22 protein-coding genes and 1 tRNA gene are annotated in these 23,491 nt (G+C 67.3%); 5 read left to right on the top strand and 18 right to left on the bottom strand.

What is annotated here, in order from left to right; translation table 11 throughout:
• Positions 1 to 77: 77 nt before the first annotated feature.
• The 9 genes from pheS to F1599_RS02865 form a co-directional block, all read right to left on the bottom strand.
• Positions 78 to 1,115 carry a phenylalanine--tRNA ligase subunit alpha gene (pheS, locus tag F1599_RS02905; RefSeq protein ID WP_190286290.1) on the bottom strand — a complete coding sequence of 346 codons (1,038 nt, stop codon included), beginning with the start codon at positions 1,113 to 1,115 and terminating at the stop codon, positions 78 to 80.
• A gap of 177 nt (positions 1,116 to 1,292) precedes the next feature.
• Positions 1,293 to 1,649, bottom strand: coding sequence for a 50S ribosomal protein L20 (gene rplT, locus F1599_RS02900; RefSeq protein WP_006575465.1), 357 nt, complete (start codon positions 1,647 to 1,649; stop codon positions 1,293 to 1,295).
• A gap of 28 nt (positions 1,650 to 1,677) precedes the next feature.
• Positions 1,678 to 1,875, bottom strand: coding sequence for a 50S ribosomal protein L35 (gene rpmI / locus F1599_RS02895; protein ID WP_006575466.1), 198 nt, complete (start codon positions 1,873 to 1,875; stop codon positions 1,678 to 1,680).
• Positions 1,876 to 2,037: 162 nt separating this feature from the next.
• A complete protein-coding gene (gene infC / locus F1599_RS02890) occupies positions 2,038 to 2,559 on the bottom strand; it encodes a translation initiation factor IF-3 (protein WP_149319229.1) in 522 nt (173 codons plus the stop codon).
• 41 nt (positions 2,560 to 2,600) lie between these two features.
• Positions 2,601 to 4,508, bottom strand: coding sequence for a threonine--tRNA ligase (gene thrS, locus F1599_RS02885; protein ID WP_150082174.1), 1,908 nt, complete (start codon positions 4,506 to 4,508; stop codon positions 2,601 to 2,603).
• 327 nt (positions 4,509 to 4,835) lie between these two features.
• Positions 4,836 to 4,912: transfer RNA gene (locus tag F1599_RS02880), tRNA-Val, on the bottom strand.
• A gap of 21 nt (positions 4,913 to 4,933) precedes the next feature.
• Entirely contained in the window at positions 4,934 to 7,162 is a 2,229-nt protein-coding gene (locus F1599_RS02875) for a RelA/SpoT family protein (protein ID WP_150082173.1), read from the bottom strand.
• Positions 7,163 to 7,261: 99 nt separating this feature from the next.
• A complete protein-coding gene (locus F1599_RS02870) occupies positions 7,262 to 7,624 on the bottom strand; it encodes a RidA family protein (RefSeq protein WP_149319232.1) in 363 nt (120 codons plus the stop codon).
• Between the two features lie 56 nt (positions 7,625 to 7,680).
• A complete protein-coding gene (locus F1599_RS02865; RefSeq protein WP_150082172.1) occupies positions 7,681 to 8,571 on the bottom strand; it encodes an alpha/beta fold hydrolase in 891 nt (296 codons plus the stop codon).
• 205 nt (positions 8,572 to 8,776) lie between these two features.
• Between F1599_RS02865 and F1599_RS02860 the strand changes: the two genes are divergently transcribed.
• The gene (locus F1599_RS02860; RefSeq protein ID WP_149319234.1) at positions 8,777 to 9,553 is read left to right on the top strand and encodes a 3-hydroxybutyrate dehydrogenase; all 777 of its coding nucleotides are present in this window, start codon (positions 8,777 to 8,779) and stop codon (positions 9,551 to 9,553) included.
• Positions 9,554 to 9,575: 22 nt separating this feature from the next.
• The gene (locus tag F1599_RS02855; RefSeq protein WP_150082171.1) at positions 9,576 to 10,097 is read left to right on the top strand and encodes a DUF411 domain-containing protein; all 522 of its coding nucleotides are present in this window, start codon (positions 9,576 to 9,578) and stop codon (positions 10,095 to 10,097) included.
• A gap of 22 nt (positions 10,098 to 10,119) precedes the next feature.
• On the opposite strand, the gene F1599_RS02850 is transcribed toward F1599_RS02855, so the two are convergent.
• The 3 genes from F1599_RS02850 to F1599_RS02835 form a co-directional block, all read right to left on the bottom strand.
• Entirely contained in the window at positions 10,120 to 12,177 is a 2,058-nt protein-coding gene (locus F1599_RS02850) for a hypothetical protein (protein ID WP_190286288.1), read from the bottom strand.
• Positions 12,178 to 12,631: 454 nt separating this feature from the next.
• A complete protein-coding gene (locus F1599_RS02840) occupies positions 12,632 to 13,270 on the bottom strand; it encodes a CoA transferase subunit B (protein WP_149319238.1) in 639 nt (212 codons plus the stop codon).
• A gap of 18 nt (positions 13,271 to 13,288) precedes the next feature.
• Positions 13,289 to 13,990: a CoA transferase subunit A gene (locus tag F1599_RS02835; RefSeq protein ID WP_149319239.1), complete on the bottom strand. Its 702-nt coding sequence runs from the start codon at positions 13,988 to 13,990 to the stop codon at positions 13,289 to 13,291.
• A 173-nt stretch (positions 13,991 to 14,163) separates the two neighbouring features.
• Between F1599_RS02835 and F1599_RS02830 the strand changes: the two genes are divergently transcribed.
• Positions 14,164 to 14,709 carry a PAS and helix-turn-helix domain-containing protein gene (locus tag F1599_RS02830; RefSeq protein WP_006575476.1) on the top strand — a complete coding sequence of 182 codons (546 nt, stop codon included), beginning with the start codon at positions 14,164 to 14,166 and terminating at the stop codon, positions 14,707 to 14,709.
• A 57-nt stretch (positions 14,710 to 14,766) separates the two neighbouring features.
• On the opposite strand, the gene F1599_RS02825 is transcribed toward F1599_RS02830, so the two are convergent.
• The 5 genes from F1599_RS02825 to F1599_RS02805 form a co-directional block, all read right to left on the bottom strand.
• Positions 14,767 to 15,180, bottom strand: a complete 414-nt coding sequence (locus F1599_RS02825) for an acyl-CoA thioesterase (RefSeq protein ID WP_149319240.1) — start codon at positions 15,178 to 15,180, stop codon at positions 14,767 to 14,769.
• Positions 15,181 to 15,306: 126 nt separating this feature from the next.
• Entirely contained in the window at positions 15,307 to 16,335 is a 1,029-nt protein-coding gene (locus F1599_RS02820) for a DctP family TRAP transporter solute-binding subunit (RefSeq protein WP_149319241.1), read from the bottom strand.
• Positions 16,336 to 16,423: 88 nt separating this feature from the next.
• The gene (locus F1599_RS02815; RefSeq protein WP_190286287.1) at positions 16,424 to 17,728 is read right to left on the bottom strand and encodes a TRAP transporter large permease; all 1,305 of its coding nucleotides are present in this window, start codon (positions 17,726 to 17,728) and stop codon (positions 16,424 to 16,426) included.
• Positions 17,725 to 18,330 carry a TRAP transporter small permease gene (locus tag F1599_RS02810; protein WP_149319242.1) on the bottom strand — a complete coding sequence of 202 codons (606 nt, stop codon included), beginning with the start codon at positions 18,328 to 18,330 and terminating at the stop codon, positions 17,725 to 17,727. Before F1599_RS02810 ends, F1599_RS02815 begins: the two co-directional genes overlap by 4 nt.
• A 408-nt stretch (positions 18,331 to 18,738) precedes the next feature.
• Positions 18,739 to 19,524: an SDR family oxidoreductase gene (locus F1599_RS02805; RefSeq protein WP_006578585.1), complete on the bottom strand. Its 786-nt coding sequence runs from the start codon at positions 19,522 to 19,524 to the stop codon at positions 18,739 to 18,741.
• 420 nt (positions 19,525 to 19,944) lie between these two features.
• On the opposite strand from F1599_RS02805, the gene F1599_RS02800 reads away from it, so the two are divergent.
• Positions 19,945 to 21,633, top strand: coding sequence for an electron transfer flavoprotein-ubiquinone oxidoreductase (locus F1599_RS02800; protein ID WP_149319244.1), 1,689 nt, complete (start codon positions 19,945 to 19,947; stop codon positions 21,631 to 21,633).
• 159 nt (positions 21,634 to 21,792) lie between these two features.
• Here F1599_RS02800 and F1599_RS02795 read toward each other — a convergent pair whose 3' ends face one another.
• Positions 21,793 to 22,668: a flagellar brake protein gene (locus F1599_RS02795; protein ID WP_150082188.1), complete on the bottom strand. Its 876-nt coding sequence runs from the start codon at positions 22,666 to 22,668 to the stop codon at positions 21,793 to 21,795.
• A gap of 500 nt (positions 22,669 to 23,168) precedes the next feature.
• Between F1599_RS02795 and F1599_RS02790 the strand changes: the two genes are divergently transcribed.
• Positions 23,169 to 23,491, top strand: a 323-nt coding sequence (locus F1599_RS02790) for a FadR/GntR family transcriptional regulator (protein WP_150082168.1), incomplete at its 3' end; no start/stop codon positions are given.

Below are 23,491 nucleotides of genomic sequence, written 5' to 3'. Positions count from 1 at the left end.
CCGCCAGGGTTCGACGATGACGCTACGGCCGTTCGGGGTTGCAGGCAAGGCGCGGCGAACACACGCGCCCGAGGCCTTCACGCAAACTGGCGCAGGAAACGCACGTCGCCTTCGAAGAACAGGCGCAGGTCATTGATGCCATAGCGCAGCATCGTCAGCCGCTCCAGCCCCGAGCCGAATGCGAAGCCGATATAGCGCTCGGGGTCCAGCCCCATGTTGCGCATGACGTTCGGGTGCACCTGGCCCGAGCCGGATATCTCCAGCCAGCGGCCCGCGTTCTTGCCTTCCTCGAACGCCATGTCGATCTCGGCCGACGGCTCGGTGAAGGGGAAGTACGAGGGGCGGAAGCGCACCTGGATATCGTCGCGCTCGAAGAACTTGCGCAGGAAATCGGTATAGACGCCTTTCAGGTCGGCAAAGCTGACGTTCTCGCCGATCCACAGGCCCTCGACCTGGTTGAACATCGGCGAATGGGTCGCGTCGCTGTCGACGCGATAGGTACGGCCGGGGCAGATCACCTTGATCGGCGGCATCGCCTTGCCCCGGTACTTCTCGACGTGCATGCGCGCATAGCGGACCTGCATCGGGCTGGTATGCGTGCGCAACAGCAGCAGCTTGTCGTCGCTGTCGCGGCCGTCGACGTAGAACGTGTCCTGCATCGAACGCGCGGGGTGGTTGTCCGGGTTGTTCAATGCCGTGAAGTTCATCCAGTCGGTCTCGATCTCCGGACCGTCGGCAACGTCGAAGCCGATCGAGCCGAAGATCTGCTCGACGCGCTCCCAGGTGCGCATGACCGGATGCAGGCTGCCGCGCGCGACCGCGCGTCCGGGCAGCGTGACATCGATCGCCTCGGCCGCCAGCCGGGCGTTCATCAGCGCGTCGGCCAGCGCCTGGCGGCGCGCCTGCAGCGCGGCCTCGACCTGCTGCTTGGCCTGGTTGATGCGGGCGCCCTGCTCCTTGCGGGCTTCCGGGTCCAGTTTGCCGAGGCCCTTGAGCAGCTCGGTCAGCGCGCCGGTCTTGCCGAGAAAGCGCGCTTTCTCGTTTTCCAGCGTGGCGTTGTCGTTGGCGGCGGCGAAGGCGGCCTGCGCGTCGGCGACGATTTGGTCCGGATCCAGTGACATGGCGGTGGTCGGCGATGAATGGTGTATGGCTCCCGGCCCCGCACACGGCAGGACCGGCAAAAAAAAACGGGACTCGATTCGGAGCCCCGTTTCGGCGACCCCTTGGCGGAGGCCGCTTTCGACCTTGCGGTCGGTGCATGCGCCCGGTCGCTCGCGCGACCGGAACCGGCATCAGGCAACGGCGGCTTTCACCTGGTTGACGATGGCGGCAAAGGCAGGCTTGTCGTGAATCGCCATGTCCGACAGCACCTTGCGGTCCAGCTCAATCGAGGCCTTCTTCAGACCGTTCATGAACACGCTGTAGGTCATACCATGCTCACGCGTCGCCGCGTTGATACGTGCAATCCAGAGGGCGCGGAACACGCGCTTCTTGTTGCGACGATCGCGGTATGCGTACTGGCCAGCACGCATGACCGCCTGCTTGGCGATGCGATAGACATTATTGCGACGGCCGCGGTAACCCTTGGCAGCGTCAATGACTTTCTTGTGGCGGGCCCGTGCGGTGACCCCACGTTTGACTCGAGGCATGAAACTCTCCTTTCGTTTTCGTCAGGGGTTAGGCGTAGGGCATCATCGCGCGAACGGACTTCAGGTTCGTCTCATGGACGTCCTGAGTGCCACGCAGTTGACGCTTGTTCTTGGTGGTCTTCTTCGTCAGGATGTGACGCTTGAAGGCCTGGCCACGCTTGAACGAACCGTTCGGACGCGCAGTAAAGCGCTTGGAAGCGCTTTTCTTGGTCTTCATCTTCGGCATGAAAAACTCCAGCTCTATGACATGCATGCAGGTGGACGGCTGACGCCGACGCTTGCAAGACCCGCATCCACTTGTTTTGCACGGCGCCGCGAGCGGCCCGCGCTGTGTTCGCGCGTCGTCCGGGCGCACAACCGTCGCCCGCACGCCACGCAAAACCTTGGCTTACTTTTTCTTCTTGGGGGCCAGCACCATGACCATCTGGCGGCCTTCCATCTTCGGCATCTGCTCGACCTGGCCAAACTCCTCCAGATCGCTCTTGAGCCGCTCGAGCATGCGCGCGCCGATTTCCTGGTGGGCCATCTCGCGACCACGGAAACGCAACGTGATCTTGGTCTTGTCGCCTTCTTCCAGGAATCGCTTCAGATTGCGCAGCTTGACGTTGTAGTCGCCGTCATCCGTGCCAGGGCGGAATTTGACTTCCTTGACCTGGATGATCTTCTGCTTCAGCTTGGCCTCGTGGGCGCGCTTGGCTTCCTCGTACTTGAACTTGCCGTAGTCCATGATGCGAACCACGGGAGGAGCCGCGTTGGGCGCGATCTCCACCAGATCCAAGTCCTTGTCTTCTGCCAGCCGCAGTGCGTCCATGAATTTGACGATGCCCAGCTGTTCGTTATCAACCCCTACCAGGCGCACTTCGGGCGCGCTGATTTCGCGGTTGATGCGATGACCTTTGTCCGTAGCGATGTTCCGTTACCTCAAGAAGAAAAAAACAAGCCGTGCTCCCATCAGGCTTTGGTGGCAACGTCGTTGTTCAGACGCTCCACGAACGCGGAGACGGGCATCACACCCAGATCCACGTTGCCACGGGCACGCACGGCCACTTGATTGGCATCCCGCTCCTTGTCGCCGACCACGATCAGGTACGGCACCTTCTGCAGCGAGTGCTCGCGGATTTTATACGTAATTTTCTCGTTACGCAAATCCGCCTTGGCCCTAAACCCTTGTTTTTGCAGCAGTTGCACGACGTTTTCCGCATATTCCGCCTGCGAATCTGCAATATTCATCACCACAACCTGCTCCGGGGCCAGCCAGGCCGGCAGCGCGCCGGCGTGGTTTTCCAGCAGGATGCCCAGGAAGCGCTCGAACGAGCCCAGGATCGCCCGGTGCAGCATCACCGGGCGCTTGCGCGAGTTGTCCTCGGAGACGAACTCGGCACCCAGACGCTCGGGAAGCACCAGATCGAGCTGGAGCGTGCCGCACTGCCAGGAGCGGCCGATCGCGTCCTTGATGTGGTACTCGACCTTCGGGCCGTAGAAGGCACCCTCGCCCGGCAGTTCCTCCCACTGCACACCGCAAGCGCGCAGCGCCATCCGCAGCCCTTCCTCGGCGTGATCCCACACCTCGTCGGAACCGGCGCGCTGCTCCGGGCGCAGCGACAGCTTGACGGCCACATCCTTGAAGCCGAAGTCGTCGTAGACCGAGAAGGCCAGGTCGTTGAAGGCCTTGGCTTCGGCGACGATCTGCTCTTCCGTGCAGAAGATGTGGGCATCGTCCTGCACGAAGCCGCGCACGCGCATCAGCCCGTGCAGCGCGCCGGACGGCTCGTTGCGGTGGCAGGAGCCGAACTCGGCCAGCCGCAGCGGCAGGTCGCGGTACGAGCGCAGGCCGTGGTTGAAGATCTGCACGTGGCCCGGACAGTTCATCGGCTTGATCGCGTAGTCGCGCTTCTCCGACTCCGTGACGAACATGTTTTCCTTGTAGTTCTGCCAGTGGCCGGACTTCTCCCACAGCGAACGGTCCATCACCTGCGGCGTGCGCACTTCGCTGTAGCCGGCCTCCGTCAGCCGGCCGCGCATGTACTGCTCGACCGCCTGCCAGATCTGCCAGCCCTTCGGATGCCAGAACACCATGCCGGGCGCCTCTTCCTGCAGATGGAACAGGTCCAGCAGCTTGCCCAGCTTGCGGTGGTCGCGCTTCTCGGCCTCCTCCAGCATGTGCAGGTAGGCGTCCTGGTCTTCCTTGCGGGCCCAGGCCGTGCCGTAGATCCGCTGCAGCATCTCGTTGTTGGCGTCGCCGCGCCAGTAGGCGCCGGCCACCTTCATCAGCTTGAAGACCTTGAGCTTGCCCGTGGACGGCACGTGCGGGCCGCGGCACAGGTCGACGAACTCGCCTTCGCGATACAGGCCGATTTCCTCGCCGGCGGGAATCGACGCGATGATCTCGGCCTTGTACTTCTCGCCCATCGACTCGAACAGCTTGACCGCCTCGTCGCGATCCCACACCTCGCGCGACACCTTCTCGTCCTTCTTCGCCAGCTCGGCCATCTTCTTCTCGATGGCGGCCAGGTCTTCCGGCGTGAAGGGACGCTTGTAGGCGAAGTCGTAGTAGAAGCCGTTCTCGATCACCGGGCCGATCGTGACCTGCGCGTCGGGATAGAGCGACTTGACCGCGTAGGCCAGCAGGTGGGCCGTGGAGTGGCGGATGATGTCGACGCCCTCCGGATCCTTGTCCGTGACGATGGCCAGCGACGCGTCGCGGTCGATCAGGTAGCTGGTATCGACCAGGTTGCCGTCGACCTTGCCGGCCAGCGCGGCCTTGGCCAGGCCGGCGCCGATGCTCTGCGCGACCTGGGCAACCGTGACGGGTTCGGGGAACTCGCGGCGGGAGCCATCCGGCAGCGTGATTGCGATCATCTTGGACCTCTTACAGGGAATCCGCCGGCAAGGGTCGTTGCCTCGGGCGGATGAATATTTCTCGACTGGCCGCCCCGCACGGGACCGGGCGACCGGCAGCTTATCAGGGTGCTGGCAGGCGACAGGCGAAAAAAAACGCGGCCAAGGCCGCGTTTTTCATAATTTCACCCAATCGATCGACCCGATGTTCCGGGCGACCTGGGACGAAGACGCACCTCGACCTACTGTCGCTTGTCAGCGGTAGTAGTTCGCGGTGTCATAACCATGGCGTCTGGATGTCCTTCGGTGAAATGTCTGGGTGCTGCTGTCTTCGGTACTGCAATTCGTTGGTAGGCTCGATTGGACTCGAACCAACGACCCCCACCATGTCAAGGTGGTGCTCTAACCAGCTGAGCTACGAGCCTAGCGAAGCCGCAAGTATAGCATCACTTTCTTTGAGCCTGCAACACCCCGGACACCTCTTCGATCAATCCCAGCGCGCGCTGCAGCTGCGTGGCCTCCGCCACCTCGGCGGTGAACTGCATCCGCGCCACGCCCTTGCTGCTGAGCGTCTTGACCCCGGTGACGTTGATCTTCTCGCGCGACAGCACCTCGGAGATATCGCGCAGCAGCCCCTGGCGGTCGATCGCCTCGACGTGGATCGCGACCGGATAGACCGCGTCGCTCTTCTTGCCCCATTCGGTCTGGATGATGCGCTCGGGCGCGCGCGCCGCCAGCTGCTGGAAGGTGTGGCACTGGCGCCGGTGGATCGACACGCCGCGTCCGCGCGTGACGAAGCCGACGATGTCGTCGGGCGGCGCCGGCTTGCAGCAGCGCGACATCTGCGTCATCAGCGAATCGACGCCGACCACCAGCACGCCGCTCTTGGCGCCGCGCGCGACGCTGGTGGCGCGGCTCTTCTTGGTGACCGCCTCTTCCTCGCTGACCTGCGGCGCGCCCTCGCCTTCCGGATGGCGCAGCGCCTGCTCGACGTGGCGCAGGCTGAACTCCTCCTTGGCCACCGCCGCGTACAGCTCGTCGGGCGTCTTGAAGCCCAGCCGCGTCGCCAGCACGTCCAGGTTGACCGCGGTCTTGCCCTCGCGCTGCAGCGTCTTGTCGATCAGCACGCGGCCCTGCGCGATGGTCTCCTGCGAATCGAGCGCGTTGAACCAGGCGCGCACCTTGGCGCGCGCCCGCGAGCTGGCCAGGTAGCCGAGATCCGCGTTCAGCCAGTCGCGCGACGGCCCGCCCTGCTTGACCGCGACGATCTCGACCGTCTGGCCGTTCTTCAGCGGCGTGTTCAGCGGCACCATCGCGCCGTCGACGCGCGCGCCGCGGCAGCGATGGCCCAGGTCGGTATGCAGGTAGTAGGCGAAGTCGACCGGCGTCGCACCTTGCGGCAGCGCCACCACGCGCGCCTGCGGCGTCAGCACGTAGATATGGTCGTCGATGGCCGCATGCTTGAGCTGCTCCCACGGCGACTCGTCGTGCGCCACCGTGTGGTCGGCATCGTCCTTCCACGCCAGCAGCTGCCGCAGCCAGGCGATCTTCTCGTCGTAGCTCTCGTTGGCGGCGAACTGCCCGCTGTAGCCCTTGCCCCCGGCCTCCTTGTAGCGCCAGTGCGCGGCCACGCCGTATTCGGCGAAGTGGTGCATCTCGTGGGTGCGGATCTGCACCTCGAAGGCGCGTCCGTCGTCGCCGATCACCACCGTGTGCAGCGACTTGTAGCCGTTGGCCTTGGGGCGCGAGATGTAGTCGTCGAACTCGCGCGGAATCGGCTGCCAGACGTGGTGCACGATGCCGAGCACCGCATAGCAGTCCTTGATGTCGTCGACGATCACGCGGAAGGCGCGCACATCGTAGAGATCGGCGAAGTCCAGATCCTTGCCGCGCATCTTCTTCCAGATGCTGTAGATGTGCTTGGGGCGGCCGCTGACCTCGGCGCGGATGCCGGCCGCGGCCAGCTCGCGCTGCAGCCGTTCGATGGCCTGCGAGATATAGCCCTCGCGCTCGATGCGCTTCTCGTCGAGCAGCCGCGCGATGCGCTTGTAGGTGTCCGGCTGTTCGAAGCGGAAGGCCAGGTCCTCCAGCTCCCACTTCATCTGCCAGATGCCGAGCCGGTTGGCCAGCGGCGCGTAGATGTCCAGCGTTTCGCGCGCCACGCCCGGCAGCGGCGCGTTCTTGGTCTGCGCGAGCCAGCGCAGCGTCTGCAGCCGCGAGGCAAGGCGCACCAGCACCACGCGGATGTCCTGCGCGAAGGCCAGCAGCATCTTGCGCAGCGCCTCGACCTGCTCGTGGCGCGCCTGCGCCTCGTTGCGCGAGGACGGCGCTTCGACGGTGTCGCCGCGATTGACGGCGATCGCGCCGATGCGCAGCAGCTGGCGCACGTCCTTGACCAGGCGCGCGACCTCGTCGCCGAAGCGCTCGGCGATCTCGCCCTCGGTCTCCGGCACGAAGGCCGCCACCGGGAACAGGCAGGCGGCGGCGCGCGCGGCGTCGTCGATGCGCAGGCCGTCGAGGATGCGCAGCATCCCCTCGGCATGCGACAGCACGCTCTCGCTGGTGGGCAGCGCCACCGCCTCGCCATGCTCGCGCGCATACGCCAGCGCCTGCTCGACCAGGCCCGCGTCCGGCGTGCCGGCAATCTGCCCGGTCGCGTCGGTGGACGTCACCATGTCACCACTTCCCCTGCTGCCCCTGCCACGCCATTCAGATCAATGCGCAATTCAATGCGCGATTCAATACGCGAATCAATACGCCTTTCCGCGCGGCGCTCAACTGAGCGCCGCGGTGACCACCACCTCGATCCGGTACTTCGGATTGGCCAGCTTCGCTTCGACCGTCGCGCGCGGCGGCGTATTGCCCTGCGGCACCCATTCGTCCCAGACCTCGTTCATCGCGCCGATATCGGCGATATCGGTCAGGAAGATCTGGCACGACAGGATGCGCGTCTTGTCGCTGCCCGCCTCGGCCAGCAGCCGGTCGATATGGCCGAGCACCTCGCGGGTCTGGCCGCGGATATCGGCCTCGGGATCGACCTCGGGCACCTGGCCGGCCAGATAGACCACGCCGTTGTAGACGGCATATTCGGAAAGACGTTTGCCCACATGGGCGCGTTTCAATGCGGTCGTGCTCATCGTTCGTTGTATGGATGCAGCCTGCGCTGCTCTGGGTTATTGGCGCGGCGCGGGGCTCAGGCCCCGGCCGTGCCGACAAAGAATTCGCGCGCGATCGCGATCTGCGCCGGATCGACGAAGGTCGGCGCATGGCCCACGTCCGGCACTTCGACCGAGCGCACCTGCTTGCCACGCGCCACCATCTCGGCGACGGTCTCGCGCGTCAGCAGGTCGGACTGCGCGCCGCGCACCACCAGCACCGGCACCGCGATCGACTCGAACATGCGCCACATCGCGGCCTCCCCGGCCGTGGCCATCTCGGGCGTGGTCTCGCGGAACGGCACGGCCAGCGCCGGATCGTAGTGCAGGCCCCATTCCAGGCCCTCGGCGCCCTGCACCGGCTTCAGGATCGCGCCGTTCAATTCGCGCCACTGCTCCGGCGTATGGCGGCCGAACGAGGCGCTGATGGTCTGCAGGTACGCCAGGCCTTCCTCGAAGGTCTTGAAGCGCACCGGCAGCCCCAGGTAGGAGCCGATCCGCTCCAGCGCCGAGGCGGCGATGCGCGGACCGACGTCGTTGAGCAGCAGCTTGCGCACCGGGCTCTTCGGCAGCGCGGCCAGGCCCATGCCGATCAGTCCGCCCATCGAGGTGCCGAACCAGTCCACCTGCTCGACGTTCAGCCGCGCAATCAGCGTCACCATGTCGGACACGTACTGCGGCACGATGTAGCGGCGCGGATCGGCAAGCCAGTCGGAGCGGCCGCGGCCGGCCACATCCGGGCAGACCACGCGGTATTCGCCGCTGAACGCGCGCGCGATCTCGTCGAAATCGCGGCCGGTGCGGGTCAGGCCGTGCACGCACATCAGCACGCGCGGATTGGTGGGGTCGCCCCACTCGTGGTACGCCATGCGGTGCAGGCCAGCGGGGCTGATGCACTGCACGAAGCCGAGGCGCGGACTGGCTGACATCTTGACTCCCTGCGCGAGGAACGCGAATAAGGCGCGGCAATGGCGCACGACGAAAACCGCGACACATGAGCGTCGCGCATGACGCCGCGGCAGCGGCGCCGGCTGGGCAAAGCCCGATTGTACGCCAGCGCTACAATGCGACAGCAACGACGACCGTGCCGCGGCGGCACGGCGCATTGCACCCCATTTCTCCACGGAGGCTCATATGCTGAAGGGCAAGACGGCGCTGGTGACCGGTTCGACCAGCGGAATCGGTCTGGGCATCGCCCAGGCGCTGGCCGCGCAGGGCGCGCATCTGATCGTCAACGGTTTCGGCGACGCCGACGGCGCCAGGCGCCAGATCGAGCAGGCCGGCAGCGGCATCCGCGTCGGCTATCACGGCGCCGACATGAGCAAGGCCGACGAGATCGAGGACATGATGCGCTATGCCGACAGCGAGTTCGGCGGCGTCGACATCCTCGTTAACAACGCCGGCATCCAGCATGTGGCCAACATCGAGGACTTCCCCATCGAGCGCTGGGACGCGATCATCGCCATCAACCTGACCTCGGCCTTCCACACCACGCGGCTCGCGCTGCCCGGCATGAAGCGCAAGGACTGGGGCCGCGTGATCAACGTCGCCTCGACCCACGGCCTGGTCGCCTCGGCGCAGAAATCGGCCTATGTCGCCGCCAAGCACGGCATCGTCGGGCTGACCAAGGTCACCGCGCTGGAAACCGCGCAGACCGGCGTCACGGCCAATGCGATCTGCCCGGGCTGGGTGCTGACGCCGCTGGTGCAGAAGCAGGTGGAGGCCCGCGCCGAGCGCGAGGGCATTCCCGTCGAGCAGGCCAAGCGCGAGCTGGTGCTGGAGAAGCAGCCCTCGGGGCAGTTCGTCACGCCCGACGAGCTGGGCGCGCTGGCGGTCTTCCTGGCAAGCGATGCCGCGCGCCAGGTGCGCGGTGCGATCTGGAACATGGATGGAGGCTGGGTCGCGCAGTGATGGCGCGCCCTACGGACAAGCGATGAAGCGAAGAGACGTTCTGAAAGGCCTGATCGGCGGCGCCGCCCTGTCGGCCGGCCTGGCACCGCTGGCCCGGGCCGCTGCCCCCGCCGCCCCCGCCGCGCCGACCACAAAGGCGGCAGCGGCAAGAACCCCGATCGAGGTCTACAAGAGCCCGCTGTGCGGTTGCTGCGACGGCTGGGTCGCGCATCTGCGCGAGCATGGCTTCGCGGTCAAGGTGCACGACGTCGAGGACACCGGCGTGCACCGCACCCGGCTCGGCATGCCGGAGCGTTTCGGCTCCTGCCACACCGGCGTGGTCGAGGGTTATGCGATAGAAGGCCATGTGCCCGCCGAGCAGATCCGCAAGCTGCTGGCGGCCCGCCCCAAGGCGGTCGGCCTCGCGGTGCCCGGCATGCCGATCGGCTCGCCGGGCATGGAACAGGGACCGCGGGTCGATCCCTACTCGGTGCTGCTGGTGCGCGCCGACGGCGGCGCGTCGGTGTTCGCGCGTTATCCCGCTCGCCCGGCGGCGCAGCACTAGACCGCCTGGACAAGCACGCGGCTCAGCTGCCTGGCGCCCCGGCGGGCAATGGCGGCTGCGCCGGCCGGTCCCCTGCACGGTGGGTCGCCAGGGCTTGCTCCACGTCGTCGCGCAACGCGGTTGGCAGTGCTGTCAGGAGGCTGCCCAAAGCGGCGACGGCCGAGCCGCGCGCCTCCGCCTCCAATCCGTCCAATGCCTCGCGTAACGATGGCCACAGCGCGCGGAACTGGGTTTCCGTCGGTATGTCGCCCACGCCCAGCGCGAGAATCATTCTGCGCACGATCTCGGCGCGATAGGGCTGCAACGGCTCGCCGGGAACCGCAAAGCGCTGCTGGTCATCGGCCAGCGCGGGCAACTGCTCGAGGACCCAGCCCTTCGCCTCGGGGCTGCGATGCGTGGCAACCACCGCCAGGACCCCTGCGCGCCGCGCCAGCGGCAGGCGCTGCACGATGTCCGTCGCGAACTGCCGCAGCATCCGGCTGGCGTCCCCCTTCAGAAACCCCGCGGTGGACATCGCGTTCACCACGAAATCCATGCAGGCGAGAGGCGGCCATTTCGATGCGAGCGCGATCAGCACCTGTGCCCGCCTCTGCTGCTCGTCTGCGTCTTCCCCCATCACCCTGAAGGCAAGCCCGCCCAGCAGCGGCCCACCGAGCGCGGGCGGCAGCACCGCGGTCTGCTCCAGCAGGACCCAAAACCCTGTCCGCGAGTGAGATGCCGATATTGTTTGCATCAGCACGGTCGCGCGGTCCTCGACGGGCAGCGCATGGGCAGCTTCCGTGAAGCGCATCCACAGCGCCGCATCCTCCGAAAGCTGCAGCGCTTCCCCCCACTTCGTCAGCGGCCCGACGCGCAAGGACGCCGGCTTCAACGCATCGATGTGCTGCAGCCCCAGCAGGAAGCGATCGCGCTCGATGTCATCGTCGGGCTCGACGCCTGGCATGGTGACGAACAGATGGGAGTACTCGGTGAATAGCGCCGCCTGGGTCGCGGCGTCCAGTTCGGCGGCTTCGGCGAAGCATCGGTCGATCGACATCGCCTGCCGGACCGACCACATCGGGTGCATGACCGGGCCCGCCTGCCCGGCTGCCGCTGCCAACAGCTTCTCCGCCCTGAACCCCGCATAGAGCGCTGTCAGCTGCGCCATGCGGCGGGACCGGTCGGCCGATGGCACGTTCCCGCCGCGCAGCCAGCGGTGCAGCACCACGGCCACGAGCAGGGGCCAGTGCCCGCCTTGGAGCGCGGCCCGAGCGGTCTCGAGCATGGCATCCCAAACCACCAGACGGGACTTCGCCCCGCTCCCGGCCTCCACCACCAGATTCAGTTCATCGACCAGCTTGTTCAGCACCCATGCCTGGCAGGGTGCCGGCATGCCGTCGCTGGTGCGCAGCGCGCGGACCCGCTCGATCACGGCTAGCGCCAACCCTTCGCTCAGTTGCCCATGCCGCGCGGCGACATGAACGAGCGCCTCCAACAGGCGGCTCGCGCCCTGGGGCGGCAAGGCATCGGCCGTCGCCATCCATTGCTCGAAGCCCGCGGGCGTTGCCGGGCAGAAGGACTTCAGACACTGTCCCAGCACCAGGCCACGCATGCTTGATGGCAATTGTTCGGCCAGCGCCAGCATGCGTCGCTCCAGTTCCGGATCGCGGGGGAGCAGCGCGGCCAGCGCGACCAGCGGCCCGGCTTTCTCGGCGGCGGGCAACCGCGCGATCTGATCGATCAGTTGCACCGACAGCAACCGCGAAACGCTCCTGAAGCGCGGAATCCGCTCGACCACGCCGCGCAGCAGGATGCCGCGTTGCCGCGCCGGTTCGCCGGCGAGGCTGCCAAGCAGCCCGGCGAGCCGCTCGCTCGAATGGGTCCAGCGGATCGTGGCATACAGGCGGTCGAACCGGCGCAGTGGCGCCAGCAAGGCGCGCATGTGCCGGTCCGCGCCGGCAAGCGCGCGCCGCGACGGCGCATCGAGAAGGCCCACGATATGCATCAGGGAATCGCCGGGCAACAGGCGGATGGATGCCGTGGCGTCGGGCGCGGCGGCAGATGGAGAAGCGGACGCGGGCTGGGTGGGGATCGGCAGCATGCCCGATACGGATGGATCGGCATGCGCGGCACCCGTCCGGGTATCGGCGCCGGGCGCTGCCGGAGCAGCGGGCGAAATGGCAGAGGAAGATTGCAGGGGCATGATGGCAGGGACCGGGAGTCGGGAGTGGGAGTCGGGAGTGGGAGTCGGGAGTGGGAGTCGGGAGTGGGAGTCGGGACCGGGAGTCGGGGAGCCGGGAGCCGAGAGCCGGGAGTCGGGAGTCGTTGGGCGTGCCGGCACGCGGCACGGCCGCACTGTGATCCGGATCGCCTCCCCGCGCTTTTGGTCCCCAAGAATCCTTTCGCTTTCGGCGGCAGCGCCATGGCGTCCGCGCCGGCCCCGATGGCACGCACTCACGCGCGGCCCAAAAACAAAAAGCCCCGCCTCGATACGAGGCGGGGCTTGCTGCCCGGCTGACGCCGGTCGCGCCGACGCAGCCGCGTGGACCGAGCCTTTACAGCAGCGGCACGCCGGTCTTGCTCTGGATTTCCTCGCGGCTGACGCCCGGTGCGGTCTCGACCAGCTTCAGCCCTTCGGGCGTGACGTCCATCACGCCCAGGTCGGTGATGATCCGATCGACCACGCCCACCCCGGTCAGCGGCAGCGTGCAGGCCTCCAGGATCTTCAGGTCCTCGCTGCCGTCCTTCTTCTTGGCGGTATGTTCCATCAGCACCACCACGCGGCCGACGCCGGCCACCAGGTCCATCGCGCCGCCCATGCCCTTGACCATCTTGCCCGGGATCATCCAGTTGGCGAGGTCGCCCTTCTGGCTGACCTGCATCGCGCCAAGGATGGCCAGGTTGATATGGCCGCCGCGGATCATCGCGAACGAGTCCGCCGACGAGAAGATCGACGAGCCCGGCAGCGTGGTCACGGTCTGCTTGCCGGCATTGATCATGTCGGCGTCGACCTCTTCCTCGGTCGGGAACGGGCCGATGCCCAGCAGTCCGTTCTCCGACTGCAGCCAGACCTCGACGCCCGGCGGCACATGGTTGGCCACCAGCGTCGGCAGGCCGATGCCCAGGTTCACATAGAAGCCGTCCTGCAGCTCGCGCGCGGCGCGCGCCGCCATTTCATCACGTGTCCATGCCATGATCTGTCTCCTTGATCGTCAGGCGGCGGCACGCACGGTGCGCTGCTCGATGCGTTTCTCGGGATGGGCGTTCAGCACGAGGCGCTGCACGAAGATGCCCGGGGTGTGGATCTCGTCCGGATCGAGCTCGCCGATCTCGACGATCTGCTCGACCTCGGCGACGGTGACCTTGCCCGCCATCGCGCACATCGGGTTGAAGTTGCGCGCGGTGCGGCGGTAGATCAGGTTGCCGGCCTTGTCGGCCTTGTAGGCCTTGACCAGCGCGACGTCGGCGGTCAGGGAGCGCTCCATCACGTATTGCTCGCCGTCGAATTCGCGGATCTCCTTGCCCTCGGCCACGATGGTGCCGACGCCGGTTTTGGTGAAGAAGGCCGGGATGCCGGCGCCGCCGGCGCGCAACTTCTCGGCCAGCGTGCCCTGCGGCGTGAATTCGAGTTCGAGTTCGCCGGCCAGGTACTGGCGTTCGAATTCCTTGTTCTCGCCGACATAGGACGAGATCATCTTGCGGATCTGCCGCGTGGCCAGCAGCAGGCCCAGGCCAAAGCCGTCGACGCCGGCATTGTTCGAGATGCAGGTCAGCCCTTTCGCGCCGCTGTCGCGCAACGCCGCGATCAGGGCTTCCGGGATGCCGCACAGGCCGAAGCCGCCGACCGCGATGGTCTGTCCATCGCGGACCACGCCGGCAAGCGCCTCGGCGGCGCTGGCGTAGACCTTGTTCATATCGTCTCTCCTTCCTCGATGATGTTCCCGGACGAGGCGGCGACGCCGCTCGCGGGTAACGTTACAATCGCTACGGCCGCGCCGGGCGGGACCCGCGCGCCGGCCGTCGACAGCGCTCCAAAGGATACGCAAGCCCCGCGGCGGACGCCAGTACGTAGAAATACATAAGGACAATGCCTGCCATCGACTATCAGACCGCCTTCCAGCTGGCGCCGGTCGGCCTCGTGCTCTCGCGCGAGCGCAGGATCGAGGATTGCAACGACGAGGTCTGCCGCATCTTCGGCACGACGCGGGAGGCGCTGATCGGCCAGTCGTTCCAGGTACTGTACCCGACCGCCGACGAGTTCGAGCGTACCGGCGCGCGCATCGTGCCGATCATGAACGCGCGCGGGCTCTATTCCGACGAACGGATCATGAAGCGGGCCAACGGGGAATTGTTCTGGTGCCACGTCACCGGCCGCGCGCTGGACCGGCAGCAGCCGCTGGGGGCCGGCATCTGGAGCTTCGAGGACCTGTCGCAGAAGCGCCCGGTGACCGCGCAGCTGACGGCGCGCGAGCGCGATATCGCGGCCCAGCTGGTCGAGGGCAAGACCAGCAAGCAGATCGGCAAGTCGCTATCGATCAGCCCGCGCACCGTCGACATCTACCGGGCGCGCCTGATGAAGAAATACGGCGCGCATACGGCGGTGGACCTGGTGCAGCGGCTGGTCAATCATTGAGGTTGCTCCCCTCTCCGACAAGCGGGATGGGAGAAACCCACCCCGTAGCCGGGTCCCTCAGCTCTCCAGCAGCGTCCGGATCGCCGCCGGCAGCGGCACCGATTTCTCCGCCTCGTAGTCGCACCAGACCACCTTGGCGCCGCCATCGGCGAACACGGTGTCGGCGTTGGTGTCGTCGTCATCGCAGCGGCGGATTTCCGTGCGCGTCTCGAAGCTGCTGCGGCCCAGTTCGCCGGCGAAGACGCGGCATTCGATCTCGCCCGGATAGCGCAGCTGGCGGCGGAAATTCATATGGGCGTTGACGATCACCGGCCCCTGCCCGTTCTCGTCGCGGCCGTTGCAGCCCAGCGATTCGAACCACGAGATGCGCGCCTGCTCCAGGTAGCGGAAATAGACGGTGTTGTTGACGTGGCCCATCGCGTCCATGTCGCCCCAGCGGATCGGCATGCGCAGCGTGAAGACGTGTTTCATCGCGTGTGGTTCGGGGTTGCCGTGTGGTTCGGGATTGTGGATCGGGAATGTGGATCAGGGTTGCCGCGTCGCCCACGGCAGCCGGCCGTTCCCGCGCGCGGGGCGCGGGAACGGTTCACGCCCGCATCAGCGCTTGGCGATGGCCGCCTCGGCCTTGCCGACCAGGTCGGCGCCGATCTGCTTCTTCCACTTGTCGTAGACCTTGGCGGTCGCCTTGCGGAAGGCGTCATGCTCGGCGGGGCTCAGGTGCGTGACCTTGACGCCGTGGGCCTCCATCTCCTTCCACGCCGGCGCGCCCGGCTCGGCCAGGCCCTTGCGGGCCAGCGCCACTTCCTGCTTGCCGGCATCGATCGCCGCCTGCCGCACGATCTCGCGATCGGCCGGCGTCCAGCTTTCCCAGATCTGCTTGTTGACCACGAAGATCAACGGATCGGCGACATAGCCCCAGGTCGTCACGAACTTCTGGCCAACGGTGTACAGCTTGGCGGCGGCAAACACCGACTGCGGGTTCTCCTGGCCATCGACCGCGCCCGAGGCCATCGCCGGCTGCGCGTCGGCCCAGCTCATCTGGGTCGGATTGGCACCCAGCGCGTTGAACGTGTCGATATACAGCGGCGAGCCGACGACCCGCAGCTTCAGGCCCTTCAGGTCCTCGGGCTTGCGGATCTCGCGCTTGGAGTTCGACACCTCGCGGAAGCCGTTCTCGCCCCAGGCCAGCGGCACCACGCCGGCCTTCTCCAGCGTGGCGAACAGCTGCTTGCCGACCTCGCCCTGCGTCAGCGCGTCGAGCGCCTTGTAGTCGGGCATCAGGAACGGCAGCGAGAACAGGTTCAGCTCGCGCACCTGCGGCGACCAGTTGATGGTCGAGCCGATCGCCATGTCGATCACGCCCTGGCGGATCGCCGAGAATTCGCGGGTCTGGTCGCCGGCCACCAGCGAGGTGCCCGGATAGAGCTTGATATTGATGCGGCCGTTGGTGCGCTGGCGGACCAGGTCGGCCCAGATCTCGCCGCCCTTGCCCCAGGGAAAGGCCGGGCCGAGCACCAGCGACATCTTGTATTCGGACTTGTAGGTCTGCGCCATCGCACCGGCGGGCGCGAGCGCGGCGGCGGCGATGGTGGCGGCCATCGACAGCATCAGGACACGGCGTTTCATGAGTCAGTTCTCCTCTCGGGAATCGTTATTTGGACTGAATGGACCGAAGATCAAGCAGAAATACGGGGGCGGCAGCGAACCTCGCTACTCAATAACCGAGCTTCGCCGGCAGCCATGTCGCCAGTGGCGGGAACGCCAGCACCAGCAGCATCGCGCCGAACATCGCCAGCAGCATCCACACCACCCACGGCACGGTCTCTTCCATGCGCACCCGGGCGATCCGGCAAGATACCATCAGGTTCACCGCCAGCGGCGGCGTGAACTGGCCGAGCGCGACCTTGAGCGTCAGCACCACGCCGAACCACACCGGATCCCACTGGAAGGCATTGGCGATCGGCAGCAGCAGCGGCACGAAGATCAGGAAGATCGAGATGCCGTCAAGGAACATGCCGACCGTGATCAGCAGCAGCACGATCAGCGTCAGCACGCCGTATTCGCCGACACCGGAATTGGCGATGGCATGCGCCAGGGGATCGATCACGCCCAGCGTCGACAGCGCGTAGGCGAAGATGCCGGCCAGCGCCACCACCAGCAGGATCACCGACGAGGTCTCGGCGGCCTCGCGGAAGATCACGTACAGGTCGCGCAGGCCGATCGAGCGGTAGACCACCATGCCGACGAACAGGCCGTAGACCACCGCGACAACCGCGGCCTCGGTGGGCGTGAACCAGCCCGCGCGCATGCCGCCCAGGATCAGCACCGGCGCGAACAGTCCCCAGGCCGCCTCGCGCAGGCTTCGCCAGAACGGCGGCCGCGGCAGCGAGGCCTCGGCCGCGCCCATCCTGTGCTTGCGCGCCAGCCAGACCGCCGGCACGATCAGCGCGATGCCGGCCAGCACGCCGGGAATCATGCCGGCGGCAAACAGCGCCGGCACCGAGGCACCGGGCACCAGCACGCTGTAGACGATGAAGGCGACCGACGGCGGAATCAGGATGTCGGTGGCCGCGGCGGCGCCGACCACGGCGGCGCTGAACGAGCCCGGATAGCCGGCGCGCGACATCGCGGCGATCATCACGCCGCCGACCGCGGCGGCGTTGGCCGGCCCCGAGCCGGAAATCCCGCCGAGGAACATCGCCACCAGGATCGCCACCAGCGGCAGCATGCCGGGCCCGCGTCCGACCACGGCGATCGCCAGCGTGACCAGCCGCTGCGCGACGCCGGAGCGGTCGAAGATCGAGCCGACCAGCACGAACATCGGAATCGCCAGCAACGGGTACTTGGCCAGGCCCGCGTAGAAGTTCTGCGGCACCGCCAGCAGGCCGAACATCTGCGTGTCGAGATTGGACAGCCCGATCGCCGCCAGGCCGCCGAGGCCGAGCGCGACGCCGATCGGCACGCCGAGCAGCATCAGCACGATGAAGACGGCAAACAGCACGATGGCGATCAGCGTCATGGCTGGCGCTCCCCGCCGTCCTGCACGCGCTGCGCATGCAGAGCCTTCAGCGCCCGCAGGTTGCGGCCGGCCAGCGCCAGCGCACGCAGCGCGATGCAGGCCGACAGCAGCGGCAGCCAGACCGAGTACCACCAGCTGGGCACGCCGATGCCCGGCGAGGTCTCGCCGTAGGTGTATTCGTCCCAGGTGATACGCGCGCCGAGCACCGCCAGCGCGACGAACATGATGGCGACGGCGACCGCCGACACCACCGCCAGCCGGCGCTGGCGTGCCTCGCTGCCGCGCTCGAAGAAGAATTCGATGCGGATATGCCGGTCGCGCGCGACCGCGGCGCTGCCGCCGACCAGCGCCAGCACGATCATCAGGAAGACCGAGAATTCCTCGGTCCAGGCGAACGACTCATCGGTCAGATAGCGCACCGCGACGTTGGCGAACGTGATGATCACCAGCAGCATCATCACGACGATGCCGATCCAGTCTTCGATGCGGGGGCTGATGCGGAATTCGGCATCCGCTGCCTGGTCCACGGGTTCGGTGATCAAGGCCGAATCGACCGCGTGCTGTGGCGCGGCGTCGCGCCGTGCCTGCTCTTGCTGCTCCATCTCCCCGGCCTCCGGTCCGGTCTGCCGGGCCTGCAGGACCGCGGCAGCTGCTGCATGACGCCTTGGCGGCGTACTTTTGTGAATGCCTTGTCGTCGCCGACGCTGTCGCTGGCGTTCCCTCACGCACGGGGCATGGTCGCAGCGATCGGGCGCAGCTAATTAAAGGCTTATGGAATCGGCACCAGCGAATTATGCCCACACTGGCGATGGGCGGACACCTCCAATACCCTAGGGGATCGGCAGCGGCATGCAGGTGGCCAGGCGTCGGCCGTGGCGCCCGAGGGGACCGGATAAGCCCCGGGCTGGAAGGCCCGCCCCGCTTCTGGCGGGAGTCGGGCACAGGCGAACGCCGTCGGGCGCGCTCGCCGGATCGTGATGATTCGATATCGGCGGCGCGCGCGGCTGGCTTTATACCATACCGTCGTCGGCGGTGATCACGGCGCCGTTGATGAACTGCGACTGGTCCGAAGCCAGCAGCAGCAACAGGCCGTCGAGGTCTTCCGGCTTGCCGAGCCGCTTGCGCGGCAGCAGCTGGATCAGCTTCTGGCCGGCATCGGTGTCCCAGTGATGGTGATTGATATCGGTGTCGATATAGCCCGGGCAGATCGCGTTGACGTTGATGCCGTAGCGGGCCCACTCGAGCGCCATCGCCTTGGTCATGTGGACCACCGCGGCCTTGCTCATGCAGTAGACGCCGATCTGCGACAGCACCTTCAGCCCCGCCACCGAGGCGATATTGATGATGCGCGACTGCGGCAACGGCGTGCCGTTGCGCTCGGCGCCCTTGGACCGCGCGATCATCCGCTTGGCCACTTCCTGCGCCACGAAGAAGGCGCCGCGGGTATTGGTGTCGAAGACGAAGTCGAAGTCCTCGGCGGTGACATCGGTCAGCCGCTGCGTGGTCGACACGCCCGAGTTGTTGACGACGATGTCGATCGCCCCCGCCTCGGTCTCGGCATGCGCCACCGCGGCGCGAATGCTGTCGGGGTCGGTCACGTCGAGCCGCACCACATGCGCGCTGCCGCCGTCGGCTTCGATCGCCGCGCGCAGCTCCTTGAGCCGTTCGGCGCGGCGCGAGGCCAGCACCACCTTGGCGCCGGCGGCCGACAGGACCTGCGCGAAGCGCATGCCCAGTCCGCTCGACGCACCGGTCACCATCGCGACCTTCCCTTCGAGATTGATCGACAAACCCATATGGACCTCTGCAGTGGAACGCGCCGCGGCTGGCGCCGTCATGCGCGTTCGATGGCTGCCCCGTTGCGTGGGAAAACGGAGGCAGTATATTAAAAAACGAACGATCGTTCCAAAAAATTGCTTGCCTGTGGGTGTCGAGTCCCGGACAATGCCGGAGATTCTAAGAACTCGGGCACAAAAAGGAAACAGCGAGGCGACAGCGTGCGAGCGAAACACCGCGCGCCGATCCATCGCGATCCAGCAGAAGAGCCGATCACAAGCAGCCGGACCACGCGTCAATCCGCAGCATTCCGTCCCCCGCCTGCCGGCCCCATGCCATCCTTGCCGACCTTGCCGTCGCCCGGTTCCGGCGACACAGGCCATCCCGGATCACCGCTTCCCCATACACAAGTACGCAGCAACAAAAGAGGGTTAGAGACAATGGACCAGCAGCAGCTCGTGGAGCAGTTCGGCCCCCGCGAATCCATGGAATACGATGTCGTCATCGTCGGCGGCGGTCCCGCCGGCCTGGCGACGGCCATCCGCCTGAAACAGCTGGCGCAGGACAATGGCAGCGAAGTCAATGTCTGCGTGCTGGAGAAGGGCTCGGAGCCCGGCGCCCACATCCTGTCGGGCGCGATCATGGACCCGCGCGCGCTGAACGAACTGCTGCCGAACTGGAAGGAACTGGGCGCGCCGCTGAACCAGCCGGTCACCGAGGACCAGTTCCTGTTCCTGAACGAGACCGGCTCGCGCGGCACGCCGCCGGCGCTGCTGCCCGAGTGCTTCCATAACGAAGGCAACTACATCGTCAGCCTGTCGAACTTCGTGCGCTGGCTCGGCCAGCAGGCCGAGGCGCTGGGCGTGGAGATCTTCCCGGGCTTCCCGGCCGCCGAGGTGCTGTACAACGAGGACGGCTCGGTCAAGGGCGTGGCCACCGGCAACCTCGGCATCGGCAAGGATGGCGAGCCCACCGACAACTTCCAGCTCGGCATGGAGCTGCACGCGAAGTACACGATCTTCGCCGAAGGCTCGCGCGGCCATCTGGGCAAGCAGCTGATCGAACGTTTCCGCCTCGACGCCGGCAAGGACCCGCAGAGCTACGGCATCGGCCTGAAGGAGCTGTGGGAGATCGACCCGGCCAAGCACAAGCCCGGCCTGGTGGTCCATACCGCGGGCTGGCCGCTGGACCCGGCGACCTACGGCGGCTCCTTCCTCTATCACATGGAGGACAACAAGGTCGCGGTGGGCTTCGTCGTGGGCCTGGACTACACCAACCCGTGGCTGTCGCCGTTCGAGGAATTCCAGCGCTTCAAGACCCATCCGGAGATCCGCCAGTACTTCGAGGGCGGCAAGCGGATCGGCTACGGCGCGCGCGCGATCACGGCGGGCGGCCTGCTGTCGCTGCCCAAGACGATCTTCCCGGGCGGCGCGCTGGTGGGCTGCGACGCGGGCTATCTGAACGCCTCGCGCATCAAGGGCAGCCACGCCGCGATCAAGACCGGCATGCTGGCCGCCGAGGCCGCCTTCGAGGCGCTGCAGGCCGGCCGCCAGCACGACGAGCTGACCGCCTATCCCGCCGCGTTCGAGAACAGCTGGCTGTACAAGGAGCTGCTGCAGGCGAAGAACTTCAAGCAGTGGTTCAAGAAGGGTCGCACCACCGCCACGCTGATGACCGGCATCGAGCAATGGCTGCTGCCCAAGCTCGGCATCCGCAACCCGCCGTGGACGCTGCACCGCGAGAAGCCGGACCACGTCTACCTGAAGCCGGCCGCCGAATGCCAGCAGATCGTCTATCCGAAGCCGGACGGCAAGCTGACCTTCGATCGCCTCAGCTCGGTGTTCATCAGCAACACCAACCATGAGGAAAACCAGCCCGCTCACCTGACGCTGAAGGATGCGAGCGTGCCGGTGCAGATCAACCTGGACAAGTACGCTGGCCCCGAAAGCCGCTATTGCCCGGCGGGCGTGTACGAGTTCGTCGCCGACGAGGAACGCGGCGGGCAGCGCCTGCAGATCAACGCCCAAAACTGCGTCCACTGCAAGACCTGCGATATCAAGGACCCGACCCAGAACATCGTCTGGGTGACGCCGGAAGGCGGCGGCGGTCCGAACTACGTGGGGATGTAAGCAGCCTTCCGCGGCTGTCGTTCCCCCCTCTCCCACACGGTGGGAGAGGGGTCGGGGGAGAGGGCAAACACCCTCCGCAATCGCGAACGCCGCCATCCCGCGAGCGCCGGGCCCTCTCCCCAGCCCTCTCCCACGCGATGGGAGAGGATCCATTCCTCCCTACACCGGCATCCTCGCCGCCGCCAGCAGCTGCTCGTAGATATAGCAGTGCAATAGCGCGGCCTCCCTTTCCCCCAGCAGGTCGAACGCCACACCGAACGCCGGAAACTCGGCGTCGCCGTCGTCGCGCGCGGGATTGCGCGCCCACGCGTCGACCGTGATCTCGCTGTCGGTGCCCACCGTCCGCAGCACGAACCGCAGCTGCAGGCGCGTGCCGGGCGCGGGCAGCGGCGCGGCGGTCTGCACCAGCGCGCCGCCGGCGCTCAGATCCGACAGCACCGCCAGCCGCGGCGGGCTCGCCGTGTCGCCGTCCTGATGCATCAGCTGTGCCGCCAGCCGGGTCTGCACGCGCGGACTGCTGCGCACCGGCACCTGCTGTACCTCGGTCGGAACGGACAGCACCAGATAGCGGAACGGGCTGCGGCACACCGCGGTCACCGTGCAGTGGAAGCTGTAGATCGAGCGCCCGGTAAAGCCGCGCAGCAGCACCTCCTCGCCCGCCTGGAAGGTGGCATCCTTGCCGCCGAACTGCGGCCAGCTGACGAACAGCCCCTGGTCGATAAAGCCGATCAGCCGGCTCGCCGCGGCGCGGCCGCCATCGTCGGGCGCCTTGATCTGCAGCAGCGTGCCGACCTGCAGCCCGAGTGGGCCCGACGCGTGCGCGGGCACCGCGTCCGCCGGCGCGGCGTCGTCGGCCGGCAGCGAGACGGGCAGCGGATCGGGCCGGCATACCGAGCCGTGGCGAAAGACCAGCGCAACGTCGCGGCCGTCGGCAAGTACCTTGCCGCTGCCGAGCAGCAGGTTGCCCTGCCCGTCCAGCAGCGACCAGGGCAAGGGCTGGCCGACCGGCAGGTCGTTCGGTGTCAGAGGAATCATGGGCATCCCAATCTCAATGCCCACCGGCGTGGGCGACAGTGCGGAGGCGGCCGCCGGGCCGCGGCCGCGCCTTCCCGATTCCACAGCTATCGGCGCCACGCCCCAAAGGTTTAGCAACCCCCTACCTAAGGGGGATAGCGGAACGATTGGCGGGGCGGATGGCGGCGGCGCGGACGGCGGCACGGCTGGAACCGGCGGCCCGTCACCGCACCTTGACGCCGGCGCCGACTGCGGCGCGCAAGGCGGGACGGAGCGGGGCACGGCACGCACCGGCGGCCCGTCGCCGCACCTTGACGCCGGCGCCGACAGCGGCGCGCAAGGCGGGACGGAGCGGGCACGGCGCGCACCGGCGGCCCGTCGTCCGCGCCTTGACGTCGGCGCAAAGGCGGGCCAAAATCGCGCAAAGCTGTCTGACAGCCTTACAGATTTATGCAACGGGCCGGCTTGACGCCGATCCTCCCGTATTCACAAGCCCCGCACAAGCCGCCGGAACGCTCCGCTTGGAACCGCTGACCCGCCCCTCCTCCCTGGCTTCGCGCATCGCCGACGCGATCCGCGCCGATATCGGCGCCGGCCGCTTCGTCGCCGGCGCCCGCCTGCCGGCCGAGTCCGCGCTGGCGACGGCGTTCGGCGTCAGCCGGCCGATCGTGCGCGAGGCCATCGCGCAACTGAAGGCCGACGGCGTGCTGGTCACGCGCAAGGGGTCCGGGGCCTACGTCTCCGACACGCCCGGCGGACAGGTCTGGCGGCTGCGCGGCGATGGCGCCGGCGCGGACGGCGGCCCGGGCGCCGCGCCGACGCTGGCGGAGCTGTTCGAACTGCG

Origin of the sequence: Cupriavidus cauae (assembly GCF_008632125.1) — a bacterium.
Taxonomy (GTDB): Bacteria; Pseudomonadota; Gammaproteobacteria; order Burkholderiales; family Burkholderiaceae; genus Cupriavidus; species Cupriavidus cauae.
This window is presented reverse-complemented; position numbering and strand designations above follow the sequence as displayed.

Excerpts from the sequence above, each read along its gene's own strand:
- rplT (WP_006575465.1), bottom strand. The coding sequence starts at position 1,649 with ATGCCTCGAGTCAAACGTGGGGTCACCGCACGGGCCCGCCACAAGAAA.
- rpmI (WP_006575466.1), bottom strand. The coding sequence starts at position 1,875 with ATGCCGAAGATGAAGACCAAGAAAAGCGCTTCCAAGCGCTTTACTGCG.
- thrS (WP_150082174.1), bottom strand. The coding sequence starts at position 4,508 with ATGATCGCAATCACGCTGCCGGATGGCTCCCGCCGCGAGTTCCCCGAA.
- F1599_RS02875 (WP_150082173.1), bottom strand. The coding sequence starts at position 7,162 with ATGGTGACGTCCACCGACGCGACCGGGCAGATTGCCGGCACGCCGGAC.
- F1599_RS02870 (WP_149319232.1), bottom strand. The coding sequence starts at position 7,624 with ATGAGCACGACCGCATTGAAACGCGCCCATGTGGGCAAACGTCTTTCC.
- F1599_RS02865 (WP_150082172.1), bottom strand. The coding sequence starts at position 8,571 with ATGTCAGCCAGTCCGCGCCTCGGCTTCGTGCAGTGCATCAGCCCCGCT.
- F1599_RS02860 (WP_149319234.1), top strand. The coding sequence starts at position 8,777 with ATGCTGAAGGGCAAGACGGCGCTGGTGACCGGTTCGACCAGCGGAATC.
- F1599_RS02855 (WP_150082171.1), top strand. The coding sequence starts at position 9,576 with ATGAAGCGAAGAGACGTTCTGAAAGGCCTGATCGGCGGCGCCGCCCTG.
- F1599_RS02850 (WP_190286288.1), bottom strand. The coding sequence starts at position 12,177 with ATGCTGCCGATCCCCACCCAGCCCGCGTCCGCTTCTCCATCTGCCGCC.
- F1599_RS02840 (WP_149319238.1), bottom strand. The coding sequence starts at position 13,270 with ATGGCATGGACACGTGATGAAATGGCGGCGCGCGCCGCGCGCGAGCTG.
- F1599_RS02835 (WP_149319239.1), bottom strand. The coding sequence starts at position 13,990 with ATGAACAAGGTCTACGCCAGCGCCGCCGAGGCGCTTGCCGGCGTGGTC.
- F1599_RS02830 (WP_006575476.1), top strand. The coding sequence starts at position 14,164 with ATGCCTGCCATCGACTATCAGACCGCCTTCCAGCTGGCGCCGGTCGGC.
- F1599_RS02825 (WP_149319240.1), bottom strand. The coding sequence starts at position 15,180 with ATGAAACACGTCTTCACGCTGCGCATGCCGATCCGCTGGGGCGACATG.
- F1599_RS02820 (WP_149319241.1), bottom strand. The coding sequence starts at position 16,335 with ATGAAACGCCGTGTCCTGATGCTGTCGATGGCCGCCACCATCGCCGCC.
- F1599_RS02815 (WP_190286287.1), bottom strand. The coding sequence starts at position 17,728 with ATGACGCTGATCGCCATCGTGCTGTTTGCCGTCTTCATCGTGCTGATG.
- F1599_RS02810 (WP_149319242.1), bottom strand. The coding sequence starts at position 18,330 with ATGGAGCAGCAAGAGCAGGCACGGCGCGACGCCGCGCCACAGCACGCG.
- F1599_RS02805 (WP_006578585.1), bottom strand. The coding sequence starts at position 19,524 with ATGGGTTTGTCGATCAATCTCGAAGGGAAGGTCGCGATGGTGACCGGT.
- F1599_RS02800 (WP_149319244.1), top strand. The coding sequence starts at position 19,945 with ATGGACCAGCAGCAGCTCGTGGAGCAGTTCGGCCCCCGCGAATCCATG.
- F1599_RS02795 (WP_150082188.1), bottom strand. The coding sequence starts at position 22,668 with ATGATTCCTCTGACACCGAACGACCTGCCGGTCGGCCAGCCCTTGCCC.